The following is a 20,198-nucleotide window of genomic DNA, read 5'->3' as shown; positions in this document are numbered from 1 at the left end:
CTCTGGTCACCCAGTCACCTCCGGTCACCACGGTGTCCGCATGTTGGAACACACCTTCCGCTTCTTGAGAAGCGCCCCATCATGTAACCTGCACGAAATTTCGCAGAGGGCCAACGTCGTCCCTCGGCACCGCAAATGCCACGACGACGACGGGAGAGCCGATGCGTATCGACGCCTGGTCGCCCATGGACGGTCGCCCCGCCCAGCAGGGGATGTACGACCCCCGTAACGAACACGACGCCTGTGGTGTCGGGTTCGTGGCCACTCTGACCGGTGTGGCCAGCCATGAGCTGGTCGAGCAGGCGCTGACCGTGCTGCGCAACCTCGAACACCGCGGCGCCACCGGCTCCGAGCCCGACTCCGGCGACGGCGCCGGCATTCTCTGCCAGGTCCCGGACGCCTTCCTCCGCGCCGAGACCCCTTTCGAGCTTCCCGAGGCCGGCTCCTACGCCGTGGGCATCGCCTTCCTCCCCGCGGGCGACTCCACCGAGGCCGTCCGGACGATCGAGCAGATCGCCGCGCAGGAGGGCCTGAAGGTCCTCGGCTGGCGCGACGTCCCGGTCGCCCCCGCACTTCTCGGCAACGGCGCCCGCGCCACCATGCCCACCTTCCGCCAGGTCTTCGTCGCCGACGGCGAGTCCACCGGCATCGTCCTGGACCGCAAGGCCTTCGTCCTGCGCAAGCGTGCCGAGCGTGAGGCCGGGGTGTACTTCCCCTCGCTCTCCGCCCGCACCATCGTCTACAAGGGCATGCTCACCACCGGGCAGCTGGAGCCGTTCTTCCCGGACCTCTCCGACCGCCGCTTCGCCTCCGCGGTCGCGCTGGTCCACTCCCGCTTCTCCACCAACACCTTCCCCAGCTGGCCGCTGGCCCACCCGTACCGCTTCGTCGCGCACAACGGCGAGATCAACACGGTCAAGGGCAACCGCAACTGGATGAAGGCCCGCGAGTCCCAGCTCGCCTCCGAGCTCTTCGGCCAGGCGCAGCTCGACCGGATCTTCCCCGTCTGCACCCCGGACGCCTCCGACTCGGCCTCCTTCGACGAGGTCCTGGAGCTGCTCCACCTCGGCGGGCGCTCCCTGCCGCACTCGGTGCTGATGATGGTCCCCGAGGCGTGGGAGAACCACGACTCGATGGACCCGGCCCGCCGCGCGTTCTACCAGTACCACGCCACGATGATGGAGCCCTGGGACGGCCCGGCCTGCGTCACCTTCACCGACGGCGTCCAGGTCGGCGCGGTCCTCGACCGCAACGGTCTGCGCCCCGGCCGCTACTGGGTCACCGACGACGGCCTCGTCGTCCTCTCCTCCGAGGTCGGCGTCCTGGACATCGACCCGGCGAAGGTCGTCCGCAAGGGCCGCCTCCAGCCCGGCAGGATGTTCCTCGTCGACACCGCCGAGCACCGCATCATCGAGGACGACGAGATCAAGGCGTCCCTCGCCGCCGAGCAGCCCTACCAGGAGTGGCTGGAGACCGGCGAGATCGAGCTGAGCGACCTGCCCGAGCGTGAGCACATCGTGCACACCCACGCCTCGGTCACCCGCCGCCAGCAGACCTTCGGCTACACCGAGGAAGAACTGCGCGTCATCCTCGCGCCGATGGCCCGCACCGCCGGCGAACCGCTCGGCTCCATGGGCACCGACTCGCCGATCGCCGCGCTCTCCGAGCGCCCCCGGCTGCTCTTCGACTACTTCACCCAGCTCTTCGCCCAGGTCACCAACCCGCCGCTGGACGCCATCCGCGAGGAACTCGTCACCTCGCTGCGCTCCTCGCTCGGCCCCCAGGGCAACATCCTGGAGCCGACCGCCGCCGCGTGCCGCAGCGTCACGCTGCCCTTCCCGGTGATCGACAACGACGAGCTCGCCAAGCTGATACACATCAACGCCGACGGCGACATGCCGGGCATGAAGGCCGCCACCCTCTCCGGTCTCTACCGGGTCGGCGGCGGCGGCGAAGCGCTGGCCGCGCGGATCGAACAGATCTGCACCGAGGTCGACGCCGCCATAGAGGACGGCGCCCGCCTGATCGTCCTCTCCGACCGGCACTCCGACGCCGAGCACGCCCCGATCCCCTCGCTGCTGCTCACCTCCGCCGTCCACCACCACCTCATCCGCACCAAGCAGCGCACCCAGGTGGGCCTGCTGGTCGAGGCCGGGGACGTCCGCGAGGTCCACCACGTCGCGCTGCTCATCGGCTACGGCGCCGCCGCGGTCAACCCGTACCTCGCCATGGAGTCCGTCGAGGACCTGGTCCGCGCCGGCACCTTCATCGAGAACATCGAGTCCGAGCAGGCCATCCGGAACCTGATCTACGCGCTCGGCAAGGGCGTCCTGAAGGTCATGTCCAAGATGGGCATCTCCACCGTCGCCTCCTACCGCGGCGCCCAGGTCTTCGAGGCCGTCGGCCTCGACGAGGCCTTCGTCGCGACGTACTTCAACGGCACCGCCACCAAGATCGGCGGCGCCGGCCTGGACACCGTCGCCAAGGAGGTCGCCGCCCGGCACACCAAGGCGTACCCCGCCTCCGGCATCGCGGCCTCGCACCGCGCGCTGGAGATCGGCGGCGAGTACCAGTGGCGGCGCGAGGGCGAACCGCACCTGTTCGACCCGGAGACGGTCTTCCGCCTCCAGCACGCCACCCGCAACCGGCGCTACGACATCTTCAAGCAGTACACGGACCGGGTGAACGAGCAGTCCGAGCGCCTCATGACGCTCCGCGGCCTCTTCGGCTTCGACTCCGGCCGCGAGCCGATTTCCCTCGACGAGGTCGAGCCCGCCTCCGAGATCGTCAAGCGCTTCTCCACCGGCGCCATGTCCTACGGCTCCATCTCCCGCGAGGCGCACGAGACGCTCGCCATCGCGATGAACCAGCTCGGCGGCAAGTCCAACACCGGCGAGGGCGGTGAGGACCCCGACCGCCTCTACGACCCGGCGCGCCGCTCCTCCATCAAGCAGGTCGCCTCCGGTCGCTTCGGCGTGACCAGCGAATACCTGGTCAACGCCGACGACATCCAGATCAAGATGGCCCAGGGCGCCAAGCCCGGCGAGGGCGGCCAGCTGCCCGGCCACAAGGTCTACCCGTGGGTCGCCAGGACGCGGCACTCGACGCCCGGTGTCGGCCTCATCTCGCCGCCGCCGCACCACGACATCTACTCCATCGAAGACCTCGCCCAGCTGATCCACGACCTGAAGAACGCGAACCCGCGGGCGCGGATCCACGTGAAGCTGGTCTCCGAGGTCGGCGTCGGCACGGTCGCCGCCGGTGTCTCCAAGGCCCACGCGGACGTCGTCCTCATCTCCGGCCACGACGGCGGAACGGGCGCCTCCCCGCTCACCTCGCTCAAGCACGCGGGCGGCCCCTGGGAGCTCGGCCTCGCCGAGACCCAGCAGACCCTGCTCCTCAACGGCCTGCGCGACCGCATCGTCGTGCAGACCGACGGCCAGCTCAAGACCGGCCGCGACGTCGTCATCGCCGCACTGCTCGGCGCCGAGGAGTTCGGTTTCGCCACCGCGCCGCTCGTCGTCTCCGGCTGCGTCATGATGCGCGTCTGCCACCTGGACACCTGCCCGGTCGGCATCGCCACCCAGAACCCGGTGCTCCGCGACCGGTTCTCCGGCAAGGCCGAGTACATCGTCAACTTCTTCGAGTTCATCGCCGAAGAGGTCCGCGAGATCCTCGCCGAGCTGGGGTTCCGCACCCTCGAAGAGGCCGTCGGCCACGCCGAACTCCTCGACACCGACCGCGCGATCACCCACTGGAAGGCGCAGGGTCTCGACCTCGCCCCGCTCTTCCACGTCCCCGACCTGCCCGAGGGCGCCGTCCGCCACCACATCGTCGAGCAGGACCACGGCCTGACGAAGGCGCTCGACAACCAGCTGATCAAGCTGGCCGCCGACGCGCTCGGGGCCGAGACCCCCGAGGCCGCCCAGCCGGTCCGCGCCCAGGTCGCCATCCGCAACATCAACCGCACCGTCGGTACGATGCTCGGCCACGAGGTGACCAAGAAGTTCGGTGGTTCCGGCCTGCCCGAGAACACCATCGACCTCACCTTCACCGGCTCGGCCGGCCAGTCCTTCGGCGCGTTCGTGCCGCGCGGGATCACCCTGCGCCTGGAGGGCGACGCCAACGACTACGTCGGCAAGGGCCTCTCCGGCGGCCGGGTCGTCGTCCGCCCCGACCGGGGCGCCGACCACCTCGCCGAGTACTCCACCATCGCCGGCAACACCATCGGCTACGGCGCGACCGGCGGCGAGATCTTCCTGCGCGGCCGCACCGGCGAACGCTTCTGCGTCCGCAACTCCGGTGCGCTCGTCGTCTCCGAAGGCGTCGGCGACCACGGCTGCGAGTACATGACCGGCGGCCAGGCAGTCGTCCTCGGCGAGACCGGCCGCAACTTCGCCGCCGGCATGTCGGGCGGCGTCGCGTACGTCATCGACCTGAACCGCGACAACGTCAACGTCGGCAACCTCGGCGCTGTCGAGGAACTGGACGCCACCGACCGGCAGTGGCTGCACGACGTCGTGCGCCGCCACCACGAGGAGACCGGCTCCACCGTCGCCGAGAAGCTCCTCGCCGAGTGGGACACCTCCGTGACCCGCTTCAGCAAGATCATCCCGTCCACGTACAAGGCCGTGCTCGCCGCCAAGGACGCCGCTGAGCTCGCCGGTCTCTCCGAGCAGGAGACCACCGAGAAGATGATGGAGGCGGCGACCCATGGCTGACCCCAAGGGCTTCCTGACCACCGGACGCGAGGTCGCCCAGACCCGCCCCGTGGCCGAGCGCGTCAAGGACTGGAACGAGGTCTACGTTCCGGGCTCGCTGCTCCCGATCATCAGCAAGCAGGCCGGCCGCTGCATGGACTGCGGCATCCCGTTCTGCCACAACGGCTGCCCGCTCGGAAACCTCATCCCCGAGTGGAACGACTACGCCTACCGCGAGGACTGGACCGCCGCCTCCGAGCGGCTGCACGCCACGAACAACTTCCCGGAGTTCACCGGGCGGCTGTGCCCGGCCCCCTGCGAGTCGGCGTGCGTGCTCGGCATCAACCAGCCCGCCGTCACCATCAAGAACGTCGAAGTCTCCATCATCGACAAGGCGTGGGACAGCGGCGACGTCACCCCGCAGCCGCCGGAGCGCCTCTCCGGCAAGACCGTCGCGGTCATCGGCTCCGGCCCGGCGGGACTCGCCGCCGCCCAGCAGCTGACCCGGGCCGGCCACACCGTCGCCGTCTACGAACGCGCGGACCGCATCGGGGGCCTGCTGCGCTACGGCATCCCCGAATTCAAGATGGAGAAGTCGCACATCAACCGCCGCATCGAGCAGATGCGCCTGGAAGGCACCAAGTTCCGCACCGAGGTGGAGATCGGCAAGGACATCGACGCCGCGAAGCTCCGCCGCCGCTACGACGCCGTCGTCATCGCCGCCGGCGCCACCGTCTCCCGCGACCTGCCCGTCCCCGGCCGTGAGCTGGGCGGCATCCACTTCGCGATGGAGTACCTGCCGCTCGCCAACAAGGTGCAGGAGGGCGACCTGACGGTCTCCCCGATCCACGCCGGCGGCAAGCACGTCGTCGTCATCGGCGGCGGCGACACCGGAGCCGACTGCGTCGGCACCGCCCACCGCCAGGGCGCGGCCTCCGTCACCCAGCTGGAGATCATGCCGAAGCCGGGCGAGGAGCGGAACCCGAACCAGCCGTGGCCGACCTTCCCCATGCTCTACAAGGTCACCTCCGCGCACGAGGAGGGCGGCGAGCGGGTCTACTCCGTCTCCACCACCCACTTCGAGGGCGACGATGACGGAAACGTCGCGGCCCTCCACCTGGTCGAGGTCGAGTTCAAGGACGGTAAGCTGGAGCAGAAGCCCGGCACGGAGCGGCGCATCCCCGCGCAGCTCGTCACCCTCGCCATGGGCTTCACCGGAACCGACCAGTCCAACGGTCTGGTCCAGCAGTTCGGCCTGGAGCTCGACCAGCGCGGCAACGTCGCCCGCGACGAGCACTACGCGACCAACGTCGACGGCGTCTACGTCGCCGGTGACGCGGGACGCGGCCAGTCGCTGATCGTCTGGGCGATCGCCGAGGGCCGCTCCGCCGCCCGCGGAGTGGACCGCTTCCTGACCGGGACCAGCGCCCTGCCGGCGCCGATCCGCCCGACGGACCGCTCACTGCTGGTCTGAGCACCACCCGGGTTCCCCCTGGGCCACGCGGCCCGGGGGAGCCCCCCAAGACGTCCCGTACAACGGCGTACGGAACTGAACGCGGCGCCTGCCTGTCCCCGACCGGACTCAAGCGGGCGCCGTGGCGCGTCCGGGGCCGGACTCCTTCCGCCGGGCCCCTGCCGCGGTGCCCGGCCTCAGCCGCCCGTCAGAGCCGAGGTCTTCAGTACCACCGCCACCGCGAACAGGCCCGCCAGCACCAGCCCGCCCGCGAGCTGGACCGGCCAGACCCGCAGCTTCGCCGGTGCGAAGGCGAGCCCGTACGTCACCAGCGCCCCGGTCAGCAGCCCGCCCAGGTGACCCTGCCACGAGGTGAACGCGGCCGAGATCAGCATCCAGAGCAGAAATCCGGCCATGAAGCGGTTGACGGCCGCCATGTCATGGCCGAGCCGCCGGTGGATGACCCAGTACGCGGCCGCCAGCCCGAAGACCGCCCCGGAGGCGCCGACCGTCGAGGTGTCCGGGGCCAGCAGGTACACCAGGACCGAACCGCCCACCGCCGACAGCAGATACAGCGCCAGATAGCGGGCCCGCCCGAGCTGCCCCTCCACCGCCCGGCCGATGTTCCACAACGCGAACATGTTGAACACCAGGTGCATCACCCCGAACGAGGCGTCCGGCGGAAGGTGCAGGAAGGCCCCGGTCACCAGCCGGTACCACTCCCCGTCCGCGATCCCCGTCAGCCCGTACCCGGCATACGTGTCACCCCGGTAGTAGTACCGCTCACCGTCCGGCCCCGTGAGCGCCGCCCCGAGCACCGCGAACCGGTCCACGAGCTCCGGCCTGACCACCTCGCCGATGTAGACCAGGACGTTGAGCGCCATCAGGACGTACGTCACGACCGGCGCCGTCGCCCGGGACACCGCGCCGCCGAAGACCGTACGGGCCCGGCGCACCGAGCGCTGCCCCTCCTTCACACACTCCACGCAGTGATGACCGACGGCCGCCTCCCGCATGCAGTCCGGGCAGATGTAGCGGTCGCAACGGGTGCAGCGGACATACGTCTCGCGGGACGGATGGCGGTAACACGCGGTGGCGGCGGCCTCCATGGCCGGCTCCTTCACTGGGAATGTGCAACGGGGCCGGTGGGGGCGGCGGCGATCAAGATAGCGAACCGGAAGGACGGGCGTTACGTCCGGGCCCGTGGTGGCCTACGCTCGAAGTCCGCGGAGCACAGAACGGGGGCCCGTCATGAACGGCGCGAACACGGCCGTAGGCACCGGCCCGGCCATCAGCCTCACCAAGGTGCGGGAGACGGCTCCGGCCCTGGTCGGCCCCTACAGGAGCGCCGGGACCTCGCTGGAGAAGCACGGCCTCGGCGGTCACCGCGCGGCCGTCTACCTCGTCCTCGACCACTCCGGCTCGATGAGGCCGTACTACAACGACGGCAGCGTCCAGGCGCTGGCCGACCGGGTGCTGGGCCTGTCGGCCCACCTCGACGACGACGGCACGGTGCCGGTCGTCTTCTTCTCCACCGACGTCGACGCGGTCACCGGCATCGCCCTCGACAACCACCACGGCCGGATCGACGAGATCCGGGCGGGCCTCGGGCACATGGGGAAGACCAGCTACCACCTGGCGATGGACGCGGTCATCGACCACTACCTCGACAGCGGCTCCACCGCGCCCGCCCTGGTCGTCTTCCAGACGGACGGCGGGCCGATCAACAAGCTCGCCGCCGAGCGCTACCTCTGCAAGGCCGCGAAGCTGCCCCTGTTCTGGCAGTTCATCGGCTTCGGCAACACCCGCAGCAGCCAGTTCGACTTCCTCCGCAAGCTCGACGAACTGGCCGTCCCCGCCAAGCGGACCGTCGACAACGCCGGGTACTTCCACGCCGGCCCGGACCCCCGAAAGGTCCCGGACCCCGAGCTGTACGACCGGCTGGTCGCCGAGTTCCCGCTCTGGCTGGCCGCCGCCCGGGAGCAGGGGATCGTCCGGTGACGGTACGTATCCTGCGCGCCGCCGACCGCGCGCCCGTCCCCTGGAAGAACGGCGGCGGGACCGTCCGCGAGATCGCCGCCGCTCCCGAGGGCGCGGGGACGGACGCCTTCGACTGGCGGGTGAGCCTGGCGGACGTCACCGCCGACGGGCCGTTCTCCGCCTTCCCGGGTGTGGAGCGGGTCCTGACCGTGGTCGAGGGCGCGGGCATGGACCTCCTCGTCGGCGGCGAGCACCACATCGTCGACGAGCCGTTGTGGCCGCACGGCTTCCCCGGGGACCTGCCCACCGAGGGCTTCCTGCTGGGCGGCCCCGTCGTCAATCTCAACGTCATGTACCGCAGGGCCCGTACGCGGGCGGAGACCGCCGTCGTCTGCGGCACGGTCCGCCTGCTGCCGCCGGAGGGCGGCGCGGTGCTGGCCGTCTCCCTGGACGACGGCGCGGAGCTGGAGGAGGGAGAGCCGGAGGAGGGAAGCGTCCGGCTGGACCGCTACGACGCGGTGCTGGCGACCGGAAGGCCGCCCGGCGTCCTGCGGACGATGGGCCAGGCGGTGCTGATCACGTTCTCGGACGCGTGACCGGCCCGCCCCGACCGGCCCCTGCCCCGGCCCCGGCGGGCGGCAGGGGGAAACTCGGCTGCCGATCTGGCCGCCACCCGATACGGTCGCGCGCATGCCCGAAAACGTATCCGGAAACACGGTGATCCGCCGCTACGCCGCCGCGGACGAGGACGCCTCGATGGACGTCTGGTCCCGGGCCGGCCGTACCGCCCACCCCTTCATCCCCGGCGAGGGCGAGGGCGAGCGCGCCCGCAAGATGCGCGAGATCTACCTCGTCCACGCCGAGAACTGGGTCGCCGAGACGGACGGCCGTGTGGTGGCCCTCCTGGGACTCCTGGACGCCGAGATCGGCGGCCTCTTCGTGGCCCCGGAGGCACAGGGCACCGGGGTGGGCCGACGCCTCGTCGAGCACGCGGCGGCCCTGCACGGCGCACTGACCCTCGAGGTGTACGAGAAGAACTCGGGGGCCCGGAGCTTCTACGCCCGCATGGGCTTCGTTGAGGAGAGCCGCCGCCTGGACGAGGAGTACGACGAGGTCATGCTCAGGCTCCGCCGCCCGGCCCCGGAGAACCCGGCCCGGAGCGGGGCGGCGGACGGGCCGGTCTGACCCATCCCGGGGTCCGTCAGCCTGTCGCGCGCAAAAGCCGACAGGAGATGTCGGGTATCCGGTGTTCCATGGCGCCCATGACGCCTTCATCGCCCTCACCCGCAGCGGTCTCCTGGGACGGCTTCGCCGCCGCCGAACCCGAATTCGCCGACACCGTGCAACGGCGCTTCCGGCTCTACAAGCACCACGTCCTGGCCACCCTGCGCAAGGACGGCTCGCCCCGGGTCACCGGCCTGGAGGCCGACTTCCGCTTCGGTGAGCTGCTCCTCGGCATGATGCCGAACTCGCGCAAGGCCCTGGACCTGCGGCGCGATCCGCGTTTCGCGCTCCAGGCCAACCCCGGCCCCGACGCCGAGCTGAACGACGGGGACGTCCGCGTCAGCGGCCGGGCCGTCGAGATCACCGACCCCCGGGTGATCGCCCGCTTCATCGAGGAGGCGAGCCCGCCCGAGCCCTTCCACCTCTTCCGGGCGGAGCTGACCGAGGTGGTCCGCATCGGGCTCGACGGCGATGCGCTGGTCATCCGGTCCTGGCGTCCCGGGCAGCCGCTGCGCACCGTCCGCCGCACCGGCGACGACACCCCGCCGACCGACGTGTCCTGAACGCCGGCCGACGTGCCCTGAACCGACCCCGCCTCGCCGAGGCCACCTCCGCCGAGCTGCTCGCCGAACTCACCGCGAAGGAGGCCTTCGGAGGTGGTCCCCGTCAGCAGCCGGCATGCGTGAACACACGGGCCGCGGGCGGACAATGGCCGGGTGCCTACCAAGAAGAAGCCCCAGGTGACCCCCACGCCGGAGCGACGCCGTGAACTGCTCGCCACCGCCGCCGAGGTCTTCGCCGCCCACGGATACAACGCCACCACCGTCCGCCGGATCGCGGACGAGGCCGGGATGCTCGCGGGCAGCCTCTACTACCACTTCGATTCCAAGGAATCGATGATCGACGAGATCCTCTCCACCTTCCTCGACGAGCTCTGGCAGGGCTACGACGCGGTCCTGGAGGCCGGCCTCGGCCCCCGCGAGACCATCGAGGCCCTGGTCACCGAGTCCTTCCGGGAGATCGACCGGCACCGCCCCGCCGTCGCGATCTATCAGAAGGAGTCCAAGCACCTCGCCACCCAGCCGCGCTTCGCCTACCTCGTCGACTCGCGGACGAAGTTCGAGAAGGCCTGGCTGGGCACCCTGGAACGCGGCGTCGCCGAAGGCGCCTTCCGCGCCGACCTCGACGTCCGCCTCACCTACCGCTTCGTCCGCGACACCGTCTGGGTCGCGGCCTCCTGGTACCGGCCCGGCGGACACCACAGCCCCGAGGAGATCGCCCGTCAGTACCTCTCGATGGTGCTCGACGGAATCGCCCTGCGTACGTAGTCGGCACCCGGCACCCGGTAGCCGGTACCGGTCCGTCCCGAGCGCACCGGGGAGCAGCAGCCATGGCCGAGGCCCACATCGGCGAAGCGGTACGCACCCCCGTCACATGACCCGGATCCCGACCCCCGCCACCGCGTACGCCCCATCGTCGAGCGGCTCCGAGAACCCGGCCCCGGGCCTCGGTGACCCCGCTCGTACACCCTCTGGTCAGCAAAGTTTTCCCTCGGGAGGTGCGGCGTGCCCCGCCACCGGAGGAGAGGACGTGCTAAGGTGTTTCCCGTTGCAGTTTTGGTACCCATGAACTTTATGTGCGCCTGACGGGAATGCTTCCTCAGGCGCTTTATTGTTTTCCGGCTTTCTCCGGGTGGGGCTCAATGCGGCGACTTGGAATCCGTAAAGTGCGGATTCTCGGCACTGCACCTCTTTTAGGAGAATGACATGGCTACTGGAACCGTGAAGTGGTTCAACTCGGAAAAGGGCTTCGGCTTCATCGAGCAGGACGGCGGCGGCGCCGACGTCTTCGCCCACTACTCCAACATCGCCACCTCGGGCTTCCGTGAGCTCCAGGAGGGCCAGAAGGTCTCCTTCGACGTCACGCAGGGCCAGAAGGGCCCGCAGGCGGAGAACATCGTCCCGGCCTAATTGCCGGACGCGTACCTCGCTGACCGGGGCCCGCACCGTGAAGGTGCGGGCCCCGGTTTGTGCTGTCCGAGCGACAACCCGTCGCAACAACCCGTTCTGTGCGCACATCCTGGGGGCGCACCCGGACGGCCGGGCCGGCACATCGCAGTAATCCCATTCGGCAGTTGCCCAGGAATCCCCCAGGAGGGCAATTCCGTATGACCAGCTCCGAACGCCAGGACCGCACCCCCCGCTCGCGACCGGCCCGTGGCCGAGGCCGCGGCCAGGGCGCCGGCGCGCAGGCTCCCGCGAACGGCCGGGGCGGCGCACCCCGCTCCCGGGCCCAGGGCGGCTCCAAGCCCCCGGCCCGCCGCCGCGCCACTCCGCCGCAGGGCGAGTTCGCCCTGCCGGAGACCCTGACCCCCGCGCTGCCCGCCGTCGACGCCTTCGCCGACCTGGACATGCCCGCCGCGCTGCTGAAGACGCTCGCCGCGCAGGGCGTCACCGAGCCGTTCCCGATCCAGGGCGCGACCCTCCCGAACTCGCTGGCCGGCCGCGACATCCTCGGCCGCGGGCGCACCGGCTCCGGCAAGACGCTCGCCTTCGGCCTGGCGCTGCTGGCCCGCACCGCCGGCCGCCGCAGCGAGCCGCGCGCCCCGCTCGCCATGGTCCTCGTGCCCACGCGTGAGCTGGCCCAGCAGGTCACCGACGCGCTGACCCCGTACGCGACCGCCGTGAACCTGCGGCTCGCCACCGTCGTCGGCGGCATGTCGATCACCAAGCAGTCCGCCACCCTGCGGCGCGGCGCCGAAGTGCTCGTCGCCACCCCGGGCCGGCTGAAGGACCTCATCGAGCGCGGCGACTGCCGGCTGGACGAGGTCTCCATCACCGTCCTCGACGAGGCCGACCAGATGGCGGACATGGGCTTCATGCCGCAGGTCGTCGCCCTGCTCAAGCAGGTCGAGGCGGACGGGCAGCGGATGCTGTTCTCCGCGACCCTCGACAAGAACATCGACCGGCTCGTGAAGATGTTCCTCACCGATCCCGTCGTGCACTCCGTGGACCCGTCCGCCGGTGCGGTGACCACGATGGAGCATCACGTGCTCCACGTCCTGGACGAGACCGACAAGAAGGCCGTCGCCACGAAGATCGCCGCCCGCGAGGGCCGGGTGATCATGTTCGTCGACACCAAGCGTGCCGCCGACCGCTTCGCCAAGCGGCTGCTCGCCAGCGGTGTACGGGCCGCCGCCCTGCACGGCGGGCGCTCGCAGCCGCAGCGCAACCGGACGCTCGACCAGTTCAAGAACGGGCAGGTCACCGCGCTCGTCGCGACGAACGTCGCGGCCCGCGGCATCCACGTCGACGACCTCGACCTGGTCGTCAACGTGGACCCGCCGACCGACCACAAGGACTACCTCCACCGCGGCGGGCGCACGGCGCGCGCCGGGGAGTCCGGCAGCGTCGTCACGCTGGTCCTGCCCGAGGAGAAGCGCGAGATGACCCGGCTGATGCAGGACGCCGGCATCGCGCCGCGCACCACACGGGTCACCTCCAACGACGCGGAGCTGGGCCGGATCACGGGGGCCCGTGAGCCGTCGGGCATCGCGATCGTCATCGAGGTACCGCAGCCGACGCCGCCGAAGCAGCGGACCCGGTCGGGCGGTTCCGGCACCGGCGGGGGCACGGTACGGTCCGGCAGCCGGGGACGTGGGCGTCGCGGGGCCGGTACGGGCGCCGGCGCCGGTGGCGGCGGCGGGGCTGCGCGCTCCGGCGGCGGGGCGCGGTCGGGCGGCGAGTCCCGCGGCACGGGGCGCTCCGGGGCACCGGCACGGGGACGTCGGGCCGCGTAGGGCGGGGCCGGGGTCACTGATCCAGGGCCGGGACCCGGTCCAGGGCCGAGCGTCCGGGCCCGGCCCGGCCCTGGATCGCTGACGCCCGCGACGCGGATATCGGGTGGCGTGGCCTCGCCGCCGGCTGTGAGGATCGCCGGATGCGCACCTTCCTGGAGACCGACCGGCTCGTCCTGCACCCGGTCACGGACGCCGACGCCCCCGACCTGCTCGCCCTCGACAACGACCCCGCCGTCATGCGGTACATCAACGGCGGCCGGCCGACGAGCCCCGAGGACATCCGGGAGCGGACCCTGCCGAGGCTGCTCCACGACCACCCGTGCACCGGAACCCGCGGCTTCTGGGCCGCGCGGGAGAAGGACACCGGAGCCTTTCTGGGCTGGTTCGAGCTCCGGCCGCTGGACGACCACGACCCCGCCGTGGTCGAGCTCGGCTACCGGCTGAACCGGGCCGCCTGGGGCCGCGGTTACGCCACCGAGGGCGCGCGGGCCCTGGTCGCCAAGGGGTTCACCGACCTCGGGGTCCAGCAGGTCACCGCCAACACCATGGCCGTCAACACGGGATCCCGGCGCGTGATGGAGAAGACGGGGCTGACCTTCCTGCGGGCGTACACCGAGGACTGGCCGGAGGCCATCGAGGGCTCCGAGCACGGCGAGGTCGAGTACGTACTCACCCGTGAGGCATGGGAGCGAGGCCGGTAAGGACCCCGGTGACGACTACGACGACGGCCCGCCGAGGAGGTCCGCGATCTCTCCGTGCCCCGTGTGCTGGTCCGCGCCGGCCGTCGGCACCCCGTCCCGGAGCAGCTCCACCGCCAGCGTCTCCTCGCCGTCCCTGCGGTCGCGGAGCGTCACCGTCTCGATATCGGAGCCGTACGACTCCTCCAGCAGCCGCCGCAACTCCCGTTCCGGATCGAGGGCGGCGATGCGCCGCGCCTCGGCCCGTGCGAGGGCGACCACGGACTCCTGACCCGCTGCCCCCGCACCGTGCGCGAGCAGCGCCCGTACCGTCCGCACCGATCCGCGCTGCGCCGCCAGCACCAGCATCGCCTCGCCCCGGGGCCCCGGCAGCAGCGGGTCGGCGCCGTGGGCGAGGAGCACTTCCACCGTCGGGGCGTGCCCCAGGCCGACCGCCCACCGCAGCGCGGTGAAGCCGAACTCCTCGCGCAGATCCGGCCGTGCCCCGGCGGACAGCAGCGCCTCCACCACCTCGGTGTGCCCGCCGCACGCCGCCCCGCACAGCGGCAGGTCACTCGCCCCGGGGCCGCTCGCCCGGTTCGGGTCGGCCCCCGCGGCGAGCAGCAGGCGCACGGCCTCCAGGCGGTCCTGCACCGACGCCAGGTAGAGCGCCGTCGTGCCCTCCTCGTCGCTCGACTCGGCCGGTGCGCCCGAGCGCAGCGCCCGTACGATCGCGTTCTCGTCCTCGTACAGCGCGTCGAACAGGAGTAGTTCGTCCCTGATCGGCTCGTTCGTCATGCTTCGATCCTACGGTGGCCGGAACGGCGCTCAGGTGTCGCATTCCAGGGCGGTCCGGCACAGCCCGCAGCGCGCGGTGAACCGGCCCCGGACGGGGACCCGGATGCGCTGATGGCAGGTGGGGCAGGGGAAGGAGACGCGCAGGTGCGGGTCGCCGGTCTCGAAGGCGTAGGGAACGTTCGGGTCCGCGCTCGTGCCGGGGTGGTCCTGGGCGTACCGCCGGTCCTTGGTGTAGCGGCGGCGGCTCGCCCAGCCGGCGGCGGTCAGCGGGGGTCTGCGCAGATCGCGCAGCGCCCGCTCCCGCCCCTTGGTGTACGCGGTGTACGCCTGGGGGCTGGTGAACCAGGGGGAGGGATCCTCGCCGAAGGCGAACGCCCGCTTGGCCAGGACGTATCCGAACTCCTCCGGGGTGAGGTAGCCGAGCTTCTGACGGGACGTGGCGTCCTGTCGGAACGCGTCCAGCAGCAGCCAGCCCGCGCCGAGGTAGGCCGTCGTGGTGTCGGTCAGGATCTCGTTGGCGCGGGTGCCGGGGAACTCCAGGCCGAGCCGGTGCAGCAGTACATGGGTGACCTCGTGCGCGAGCGCCGCGCCGACGTCCCTGCGGTGGGTGCGGAAGCGGTCGTTGAGCTCGATGAAGTACTCGGGGCCCGCGGTGAGTTCCACGCTCGCCGCGTGCTCCATCGCCCGGAAGCCGACGATCATGCGGGCCTCGGGCAGGTGGAGGTGCTGGACCAGGGAGCGCGCCACCCGCTGGGCTCCCAGGTGCAGATCGTCCTGGTCCGTGAACGCGGCGTCGGCGGGCGGGAGGCTGGTGGCATAGGCGTGGACGCCGTCCGCGGAGAGCCGCCGGTAGAGGGCGGTGATGGCGGAACGGACCGTGTCCAGATGTGGAAAGCCATGGACGACGGGTGCGCCCGGAGGGCCGTTCGCCACGTCGGAACCCCCCATCCGTGACGGTCGACGGACCTCCACTGTATGCCGGGCCGGGGGAGAGGTTCCGAAAGCACTCTGATGGCCGTGGCCGAAAAGCACACCTTGTGTCAGCGGTCATCACGCACCGATAATCGGAACGTTCTTGTCGGGTACATGACTAGTTCGGCTGCGATGCCGGAGGTCGTCACCCGGCCGGGACACGCGTGCCGGACCGCGCGACCCACAGCACTCCCGTGACTCCCGTACTCCAGGGACTCCTGCACCACCACGCGGCACGGCAACCTCCCACAGCAACCCCCACACGAAATCCCCCCACACGAAAGAAGGCCTCCGTGAAGCTTCTGAGCGCGCTGAAACGGTGTTCCGTCGCCATAGCCGCCGTCGCCCTCGCGACCGTCAGTCTCCAGCCCGCCTCCGCCGCCCCCCAGCCGATCGTCGGCGGCGAACGCGCAGAACAGGGCGAGTTCCCCTTCATGGTCCGGCTCTCCATGGGCTGCGGCGGTGCGCTCTACACCCAGGACATCGTCCTCACCGCCGCCCACTGCGTGGACGGTTCGGGCGACAACACCTCGATCACCGTCACCGGCGGCGTCGCCGACCTCCAGTCGCCCGACGCGGTCAAGGTGCGCTCCACCAAGGTCCTCCAGGCCCCCGGCTACAACGGCACCGGCAAGGACTGGGCGCTGATCAAGCTCGCCCGCCCGATCGATCAGCCCACCCTGAAGATCGCCACCGACAGCACCTACGACGAGGGCACCTTCACCGTCGCGGGCTGGGGCGCCGACCGTGAGGGCGGCAGCCAGCAGCGCCACCTGCTCAAGGCCGACGTCCCGTTCGTCTCCGACGCCGACTGCCAGAGCGCCTACAGCGACCTCGTCCCCGGTGAGGAGCTGTGCGCCGGCCTCCTCGACACCGGCGGTGTCGACAGCTGCCAGGGCGACTCCGGCGGCCCGATGTTCCGCAAGGACGACGCCGACGAGTGGATCCAGGTCGGCATCGTCAGCTGGGGCCGGGGCTGCGCCCGCCCGGACTACCCGGGCGTCTACATCGAGGTCTCGCACTTCGCGGGCGACATCGCCTCCGCGGCCGACTCGCTCTGACCTCGATCCGGGCCCTGGCCCCGGTCGGAGCCCGGACCCCGGTCCGGGCTCGGCACCGGGTCACCGTACGCCCGCCCGGTGATCACGGCTGAACCACCCCGGGGGTGTCCGTATCGACGGGCGCCCCCGGACCCAGCTCCACACGCGGCTCGCCCGCGTCCTCCAGCTCCAGCACCCACACCTCGTTGGCGCCGGCGCGGAGCACCGGGCCCGGCACGTACAGGGTCCGCTGCGGGCCCACCGACCAGTACCGGCCCAGGCAGAAGCCGTTCACCCAGACGAACCCGCGCGTCCAGCCCGGCAGTTCGAGCCCGGCGTGATCGACGCCGGAAGCGCCGGAGGTGCCGGAAGTGCCGGATGTGTTGAAAGTGCCGGAGGCGTCTGAAGCGCCCGGGGCCCCCTCCATGGCGAACGTCCCCCGGAACAGGCCCGTCCGCCCCGCGTCACCCGCCCCGGCGGCGGCCTCCACCGGACCGAACGGCACCGCCGCGACCGCGTCCGCCCCCTCGAACGCATCCAGCCGCAGCCCCCGGGCCCGTACCCCGTGCAGATACTGCCGCTCGTGCAGCACCCCGCCGGTGACGCCCTTCGGCTCGCCCAGGCGCGGCCCGTAGTTGACCCGGCCCAGCGACTCCACCCACAGCTCGACCTCCGCCGGGCCCGCCACCGGCTCCGGCAGCGCCCCCGACTCCTCGGTCAGCACCCCGGCCCGGACCCCGTCCACGTACACCACAGCCCGGTCCCGCAACCCCGAAGCGCCCAGCGGATACGCCTGGCGCGGCCCCGGCACCGCCACCCGGTAGCGCACGACCCCCCGGTCCACCCCCAGCTCCTCGAACGTCGGCGGCACCCCCGACTCCGTCTCCGGACCGCCCAGCGCCTCCAGTACGTCCCCGAGCCCGGCCCACTCCGTCAGCTCCACCCCCACCGGCCCGGGGAGCCCGACCGGCGCCGGCGGCAGCGCGGGCAACGGCCCCTCGGCATAGGGCTCCAGGACCTCCCGGAACAGCCGGAACTTCTCCGTGGCCCGCCCGTACTCGTCGACCGGCGCGTCGTAGTCGTACGACGTCACCGTCGGCTGGAACGCCTCGTCCTGCAGAGGGCCGGACCGGTTCGCCCCCGCCCAGCCGGCGAAGTTCGTCCCCCCGTGCGCCATGTAGATGTTCACCGACGCCCCGCACTCCAGGATCTCCCGCAACGCCCCGGCGGCCTGCCCCGGATCCCGCAGCACCGGCGCGGCCCCCCAGTGGCCGAACCAGCCGCACCAGAACTCCATGCACATCAGCGGGCCCCTCGGCCGGTGCCGGCGCAGCACCTCGAAACCCTCCCGCGCCCCCGAACCGAAGTTCGCCGTCGCGAGAAGCCCCGCCACCGAACCCCCGGTCAGCATGTGGTCCTCCGGCCCGTCCGACGTGAACAGGGGAACCGTCACCCCGCACTGCCGCAACAGCCCCGCCAGCCACTCCAGATACACCGCGTCGCTGCCGAAACTCCCGTACTCGTTCTCCGCCTGCACGAGGATCACCGGGCCGCCCCGGGACACCTGCCGTCGCACCACCTGGGGCAGCAGCTCCCGGAACCACCGCTCCACCACCGCCCGGTACTCCGCGTCCCGGGTGCGCACCCGCCGCCCGAACCGGCCCGTCACCCACACCGGAAGGCCGCCGTTCTCCCACTCGGCGCAGATGTACGGGCCCGGCCGCACGATCGCCCACAGCCCCGCCCGCTCCGCCGCGTCCAGGAACCGGCCGAGCGCCCCCACGTCCCGGACCTCGCCCTCCCGGGGCTCGTGCAGATTCCACGGTACGTACGTCTCGACGCAGTTCAGCCCCATCGCGGCGAGCATCGCGAGCCGGTGCTCCCACTGCGCCTCGTGCACCCGGAAGTAGTGCAGGGCGCCCGACAGCAGCCGTACCGGCTTCCCGTCGAGCCGGAAGCAGTCGTCCCCCACGGTGAACTCGGTCATGGTGCTCGTACGCTCCTGTGCTCGGCCGCACCCGGCGGCCCTCGGGTGGATCGGTCCGACCACCTTCACCTCTGGCGCCGCACCCGGTCCATGGACAAAGATCGCTGCTGATTGGACGCAACGGACCGGCGCGCACTCGGACACCACGGACACGGACCGGCGGGCACGGGCACCACGGACCGGCAGGGAGAGGAAGGACCGCGATGTACCACACCTGGATGCGCTTCTTCACCCCGAGCCCGCTCCACCACCGCCTGGGCCTCGTCTGCCTCGGCGTCGGCCTCCAGCACGGCGCGCTGCCCACCATCGGACCCCGCACCCTCGACCACCACGTCGCCGTGATCGTCAACTCCGGTACCGGCTGGTTCAAGGGACCCGACGGCCGCCGCACCCCCGTCACCGGCCCCAGCCTCATCTGGCTGACCCCCGGCACCCCCCACCACTACGGCGCCGACCCCGGCACCGGCTGGGACGAGAGCTTCGTCGACTTCACCGGCCCCGCCACCACCACGTACACCGAACTCGGCTACATCGAGCCCGAGCGCCCCCTCGTCCCCCTCTCCGACACCGCCGCACCCCGCGCCGCCGTCGGACGCATCGTGCGCGCCGCCCGGCGCGGCAACCCCCTCCTGGAGGTGGAGACCGGGGCCGCCGTCCATGAACTCCTGGTCTCCCTGCGCCGCGCCCGCGCCGACATCGGCCCCGACGGCGACCCGGTGCTCCAGGCGCTGGCCCGCGACGCGTACCAGCCGCTCACCGTCGCCGAGCACGCCGCCCGGCACGGCATGACCCCCGCCGAACTGCGCACCGCCGTACGGCGCGGCGCCGGGTGCAGCCCCAAGGACTACCTGCTGGGCATCCGCCTGGGCCGGGCCAAGGAACTCCTCGCCGCCACCGACCTCCCCGTCGCCGCCGTGGCCCGCCGCGTCGGCTACGACGACCCCGCCTACTTCTCCCGGCTCTTCGCCCGCCGGGTCGGCACCGCCCCCGTCCGCTTCCGCGAACAGCAGGGCCGCAGCGTGCCCGGCGGCTGGAGCGACCGGGTGCCCGATCCCGGCGACCCACCGACGATCACCACGTGAGCGCGGCGGTCGAAGATTCCCTCGATCTCCGGTACGTCTAAGCTCGCTGACCATGAGTAGCGAAACCGACGTGTCCGTACGCGCCGAGCTGAACCGGCTGCGGGAGAGCATCGACAACATCGACGCCGCCGTCGTCCACATGCTGGCCGAACGCTTCAAGGCCACCCAGCAGGTCGGCCGCCTCAAGGCGGACCACAAACTGCCGCCCGCCGACCCCGCCCGGGAGACCCGCCAGATCGCCCGGCTCCGGCAGCTGGCGCAGAGCGCGAACCTGGACCCGGCGTTCGCCGAGAAGCTCCTCACCTTCATCATCGCCGAGGTGATCCGCCACCACGAGCGCATCGCCGACGAAGCGGAGAACGGCTACGCCGCCGGCCGGACCGGGGGCACGACGGGCACCGCCGCCGAAGCCTGACCGGCCCGCCCCGGGGGAGAGCCCGCGCGAGACCCGCCACGCCTGCCCCGAGGACACCCCACCGCGAGACC

General features: G+C 71.8%; 17 protein-coding genes. 13 read left to right on the top strand and 4 right to left on the bottom strand.

Annotation, left to right across the window (positions count from 1 at the left end; translation table 11 throughout):
• Positions 1-161 precede the first annotated feature (161 nt).
• Positions 162-4,721: a glutamate synthase large subunit gene (gene gltB / locus PSQ21_RS06970; protein WP_274029529.1), complete on the top strand. Its 4,560-nt coding sequence runs from the start codon at positions 162-164 to the stop codon at positions 4,719-4,721.
• Entirely contained in the window at positions 4,714-6,174 is a 1,461-nt protein-coding gene (locus PSQ21_RS06965; RefSeq protein WP_274029528.1) for a glutamate synthase subunit beta, read from the top strand. Before gltB ends, PSQ21_RS06965 begins: the two co-directional genes overlap by 8 nt.
• A gap of 176 nt (positions 6,175-6,350) precedes the next feature.
• On the opposite strand, the gene PSQ21_RS06960 is transcribed toward PSQ21_RS06965, so the two are convergent.
• Positions 6,351-7,262 carry a rhomboid family intramembrane serine protease gene (locus tag PSQ21_RS06960; RefSeq protein ID WP_274029527.1) on the bottom strand — a complete coding sequence of 304 codons (912 nt, stop codon included), beginning with the start codon at positions 7,260-7,262 and terminating at the stop codon, positions 6,351-6,353.
• 142 nt (positions 7,263-7,404) lie between these two features.
• On the opposite strand from PSQ21_RS06960, the gene PSQ21_RS06955 reads away from it, so the two are divergent.
• From PSQ21_RS06955 to PSQ21_RS06920, 8 genes are all read left to right on the top strand, one after another.
• A complete protein-coding gene (locus tag PSQ21_RS06955; protein WP_274029526.1) occupies positions 7,405-8,154 on the top strand; it encodes a vWA domain-containing protein in 750 nt (249 codons plus the stop codon).
• Positions 8,151-8,729, top strand: coding sequence for a HutD/Ves family protein (locus tag PSQ21_RS06950; protein WP_274029525.1), 579 nt, complete (start codon positions 8,151-8,153; stop codon positions 8,727-8,729). The genes PSQ21_RS06955 and PSQ21_RS06950 overlap by 4 nt, the downstream gene beginning before the upstream one ends.
• Before the next feature lie 94 nt (positions 8,730-8,823).
• Positions 8,824-9,318, top strand: coding sequence for a GNAT family N-acetyltransferase (locus PSQ21_RS06945; RefSeq protein ID WP_274029524.1), 495 nt, complete (start codon positions 8,824-8,826; stop codon positions 9,316-9,318).
• Positions 9,319-9,386: 68 nt separating this feature from the next.
• On the top strand, positions 9,387-9,920 hold the full coding sequence (locus PSQ21_RS06940) for a pyridoxamine 5'-phosphate oxidase family protein (RefSeq protein ID WP_274029523.1): 534 nt from the start codon (positions 9,387-9,389) through the stop codon (positions 9,918-9,920).
• A 153-nt stretch (positions 9,921-10,073) separates the two neighbouring features.
• Positions 10,074-10,685 carry a TetR/AcrR family transcriptional regulator gene (locus PSQ21_RS06935; protein WP_274029522.1) on the top strand — a complete coding sequence of 204 codons (612 nt, stop codon included), beginning with the start codon at positions 10,074-10,076 and terminating at the stop codon, positions 10,683-10,685.
• 438 nt (positions 10,686-11,123) lie between these two features.
• The gene (locus PSQ21_RS06930; RefSeq protein WP_003969786.1) at positions 11,124-11,327 is read left to right on the top strand and encodes a cold-shock protein; all 204 of its coding nucleotides are present in this window, start codon (positions 11,124-11,126) and stop codon (positions 11,325-11,327) included.
• A gap of 197 nt (positions 11,328-11,524) precedes the next feature.
• The gene (locus PSQ21_RS06925; protein ID WP_274029520.1) at positions 11,525-13,156 is read left to right on the top strand and encodes a DEAD/DEAH box helicase; all 1,632 of its coding nucleotides are present in this window, start codon (positions 11,525-11,527) and stop codon (positions 13,154-13,156) included.
• Positions 13,157-13,296: 140 nt separating this feature from the next.
• On the top strand, positions 13,297-13,857 hold the full coding sequence (locus tag PSQ21_RS06920) for a GNAT family N-acetyltransferase (RefSeq protein WP_274029519.1): 561 nt from the start codon (positions 13,297-13,299) through the stop codon (positions 13,855-13,857).
• A gap of 15 nt (positions 13,858-13,872) precedes the next feature.
• On the opposite strand, the gene PSQ21_RS06915 is transcribed toward PSQ21_RS06920, so the two are convergent.
• A complete protein-coding gene (locus PSQ21_RS06915; RefSeq protein WP_274029518.1) occupies positions 13,873-14,631 on the bottom strand; it encodes an ankyrin repeat domain-containing protein in 759 nt (252 codons plus the stop codon).
• Positions 14,632-14,661: 30 nt separating this feature from the next.
• Complete coding sequence (locus PSQ21_RS06910) at positions 14,662-15,579, bottom strand: hypothetical protein (RefSeq protein ID WP_443334375.1); 918 nt, start codon at positions 15,577-15,579, stop codon at positions 14,662-14,664.
• A 317-nt stretch (positions 15,580-15,896) separates the two neighbouring features.
• Here PSQ21_RS06910 and PSQ21_RS06905 point away from each other — a divergent pair, with 317 nt between their 5' ends.
• Positions 15,897-16,664 (top strand): S1 family peptidase, encoded by a 768-nt coding sequence (locus tag PSQ21_RS06905; protein WP_274029516.1) that lies wholly within the window; start codon positions 15,897-15,899, stop codon positions 16,662-16,664.
• An 82-nt stretch (positions 16,665-16,746) separates the two neighbouring features.
• Here the strand turns inward: PSQ21_RS06905 and PSQ21_RS06900 are convergent, their stop codons facing one another.
• Positions 16,747-18,630, bottom strand: a complete 1,884-nt coding sequence (locus PSQ21_RS06900; protein WP_274029515.1) for a glycoside hydrolase family 35 protein — start codon at positions 18,628-18,630, stop codon at positions 16,747-16,749.
• A 203-nt stretch (positions 18,631-18,833) separates the two neighbouring features.
• Here PSQ21_RS06900 and PSQ21_RS06895 point away from each other — a divergent pair, with 203 nt between their 5' ends.
• Both PSQ21_RS06895 and PSQ21_RS06890 read left to right on the top strand, forming a co-directional pair.
• Positions 18,834-19,712 carry an AraC family transcriptional regulator gene (locus PSQ21_RS06895; RefSeq protein WP_097869568.1) on the top strand — a complete coding sequence of 293 codons (879 nt, stop codon included), beginning with the start codon at positions 18,834-18,836 and terminating at the stop codon, positions 19,710-19,712.
• A gap of 52 nt (positions 19,713-19,764) precedes the next feature.
• Positions 19,765-20,127, top strand: a complete 363-nt coding sequence (locus PSQ21_RS06890) for a chorismate mutase (RefSeq protein WP_274029514.1) — start codon at positions 19,765-19,767, stop codon at positions 20,125-20,127.
• The last annotated feature ends 71 nt before the right edge of the window (positions 20,128-20,198 follow it).

This window comes from Streptomyces sp. MMBL 11-1 (genome assembly GCF_028622875.1).
In the GTDB taxonomy this organism is placed as follows: Bacteria; Actinomycetota; Actinomycetes; order Streptomycetales; family Streptomycetaceae; genus Streptomyces.
The sequence above is the reverse complement of the archived record's forward strand: the minus strand, read 5'-3'. Positions and strand labels throughout refer to the sequence as shown.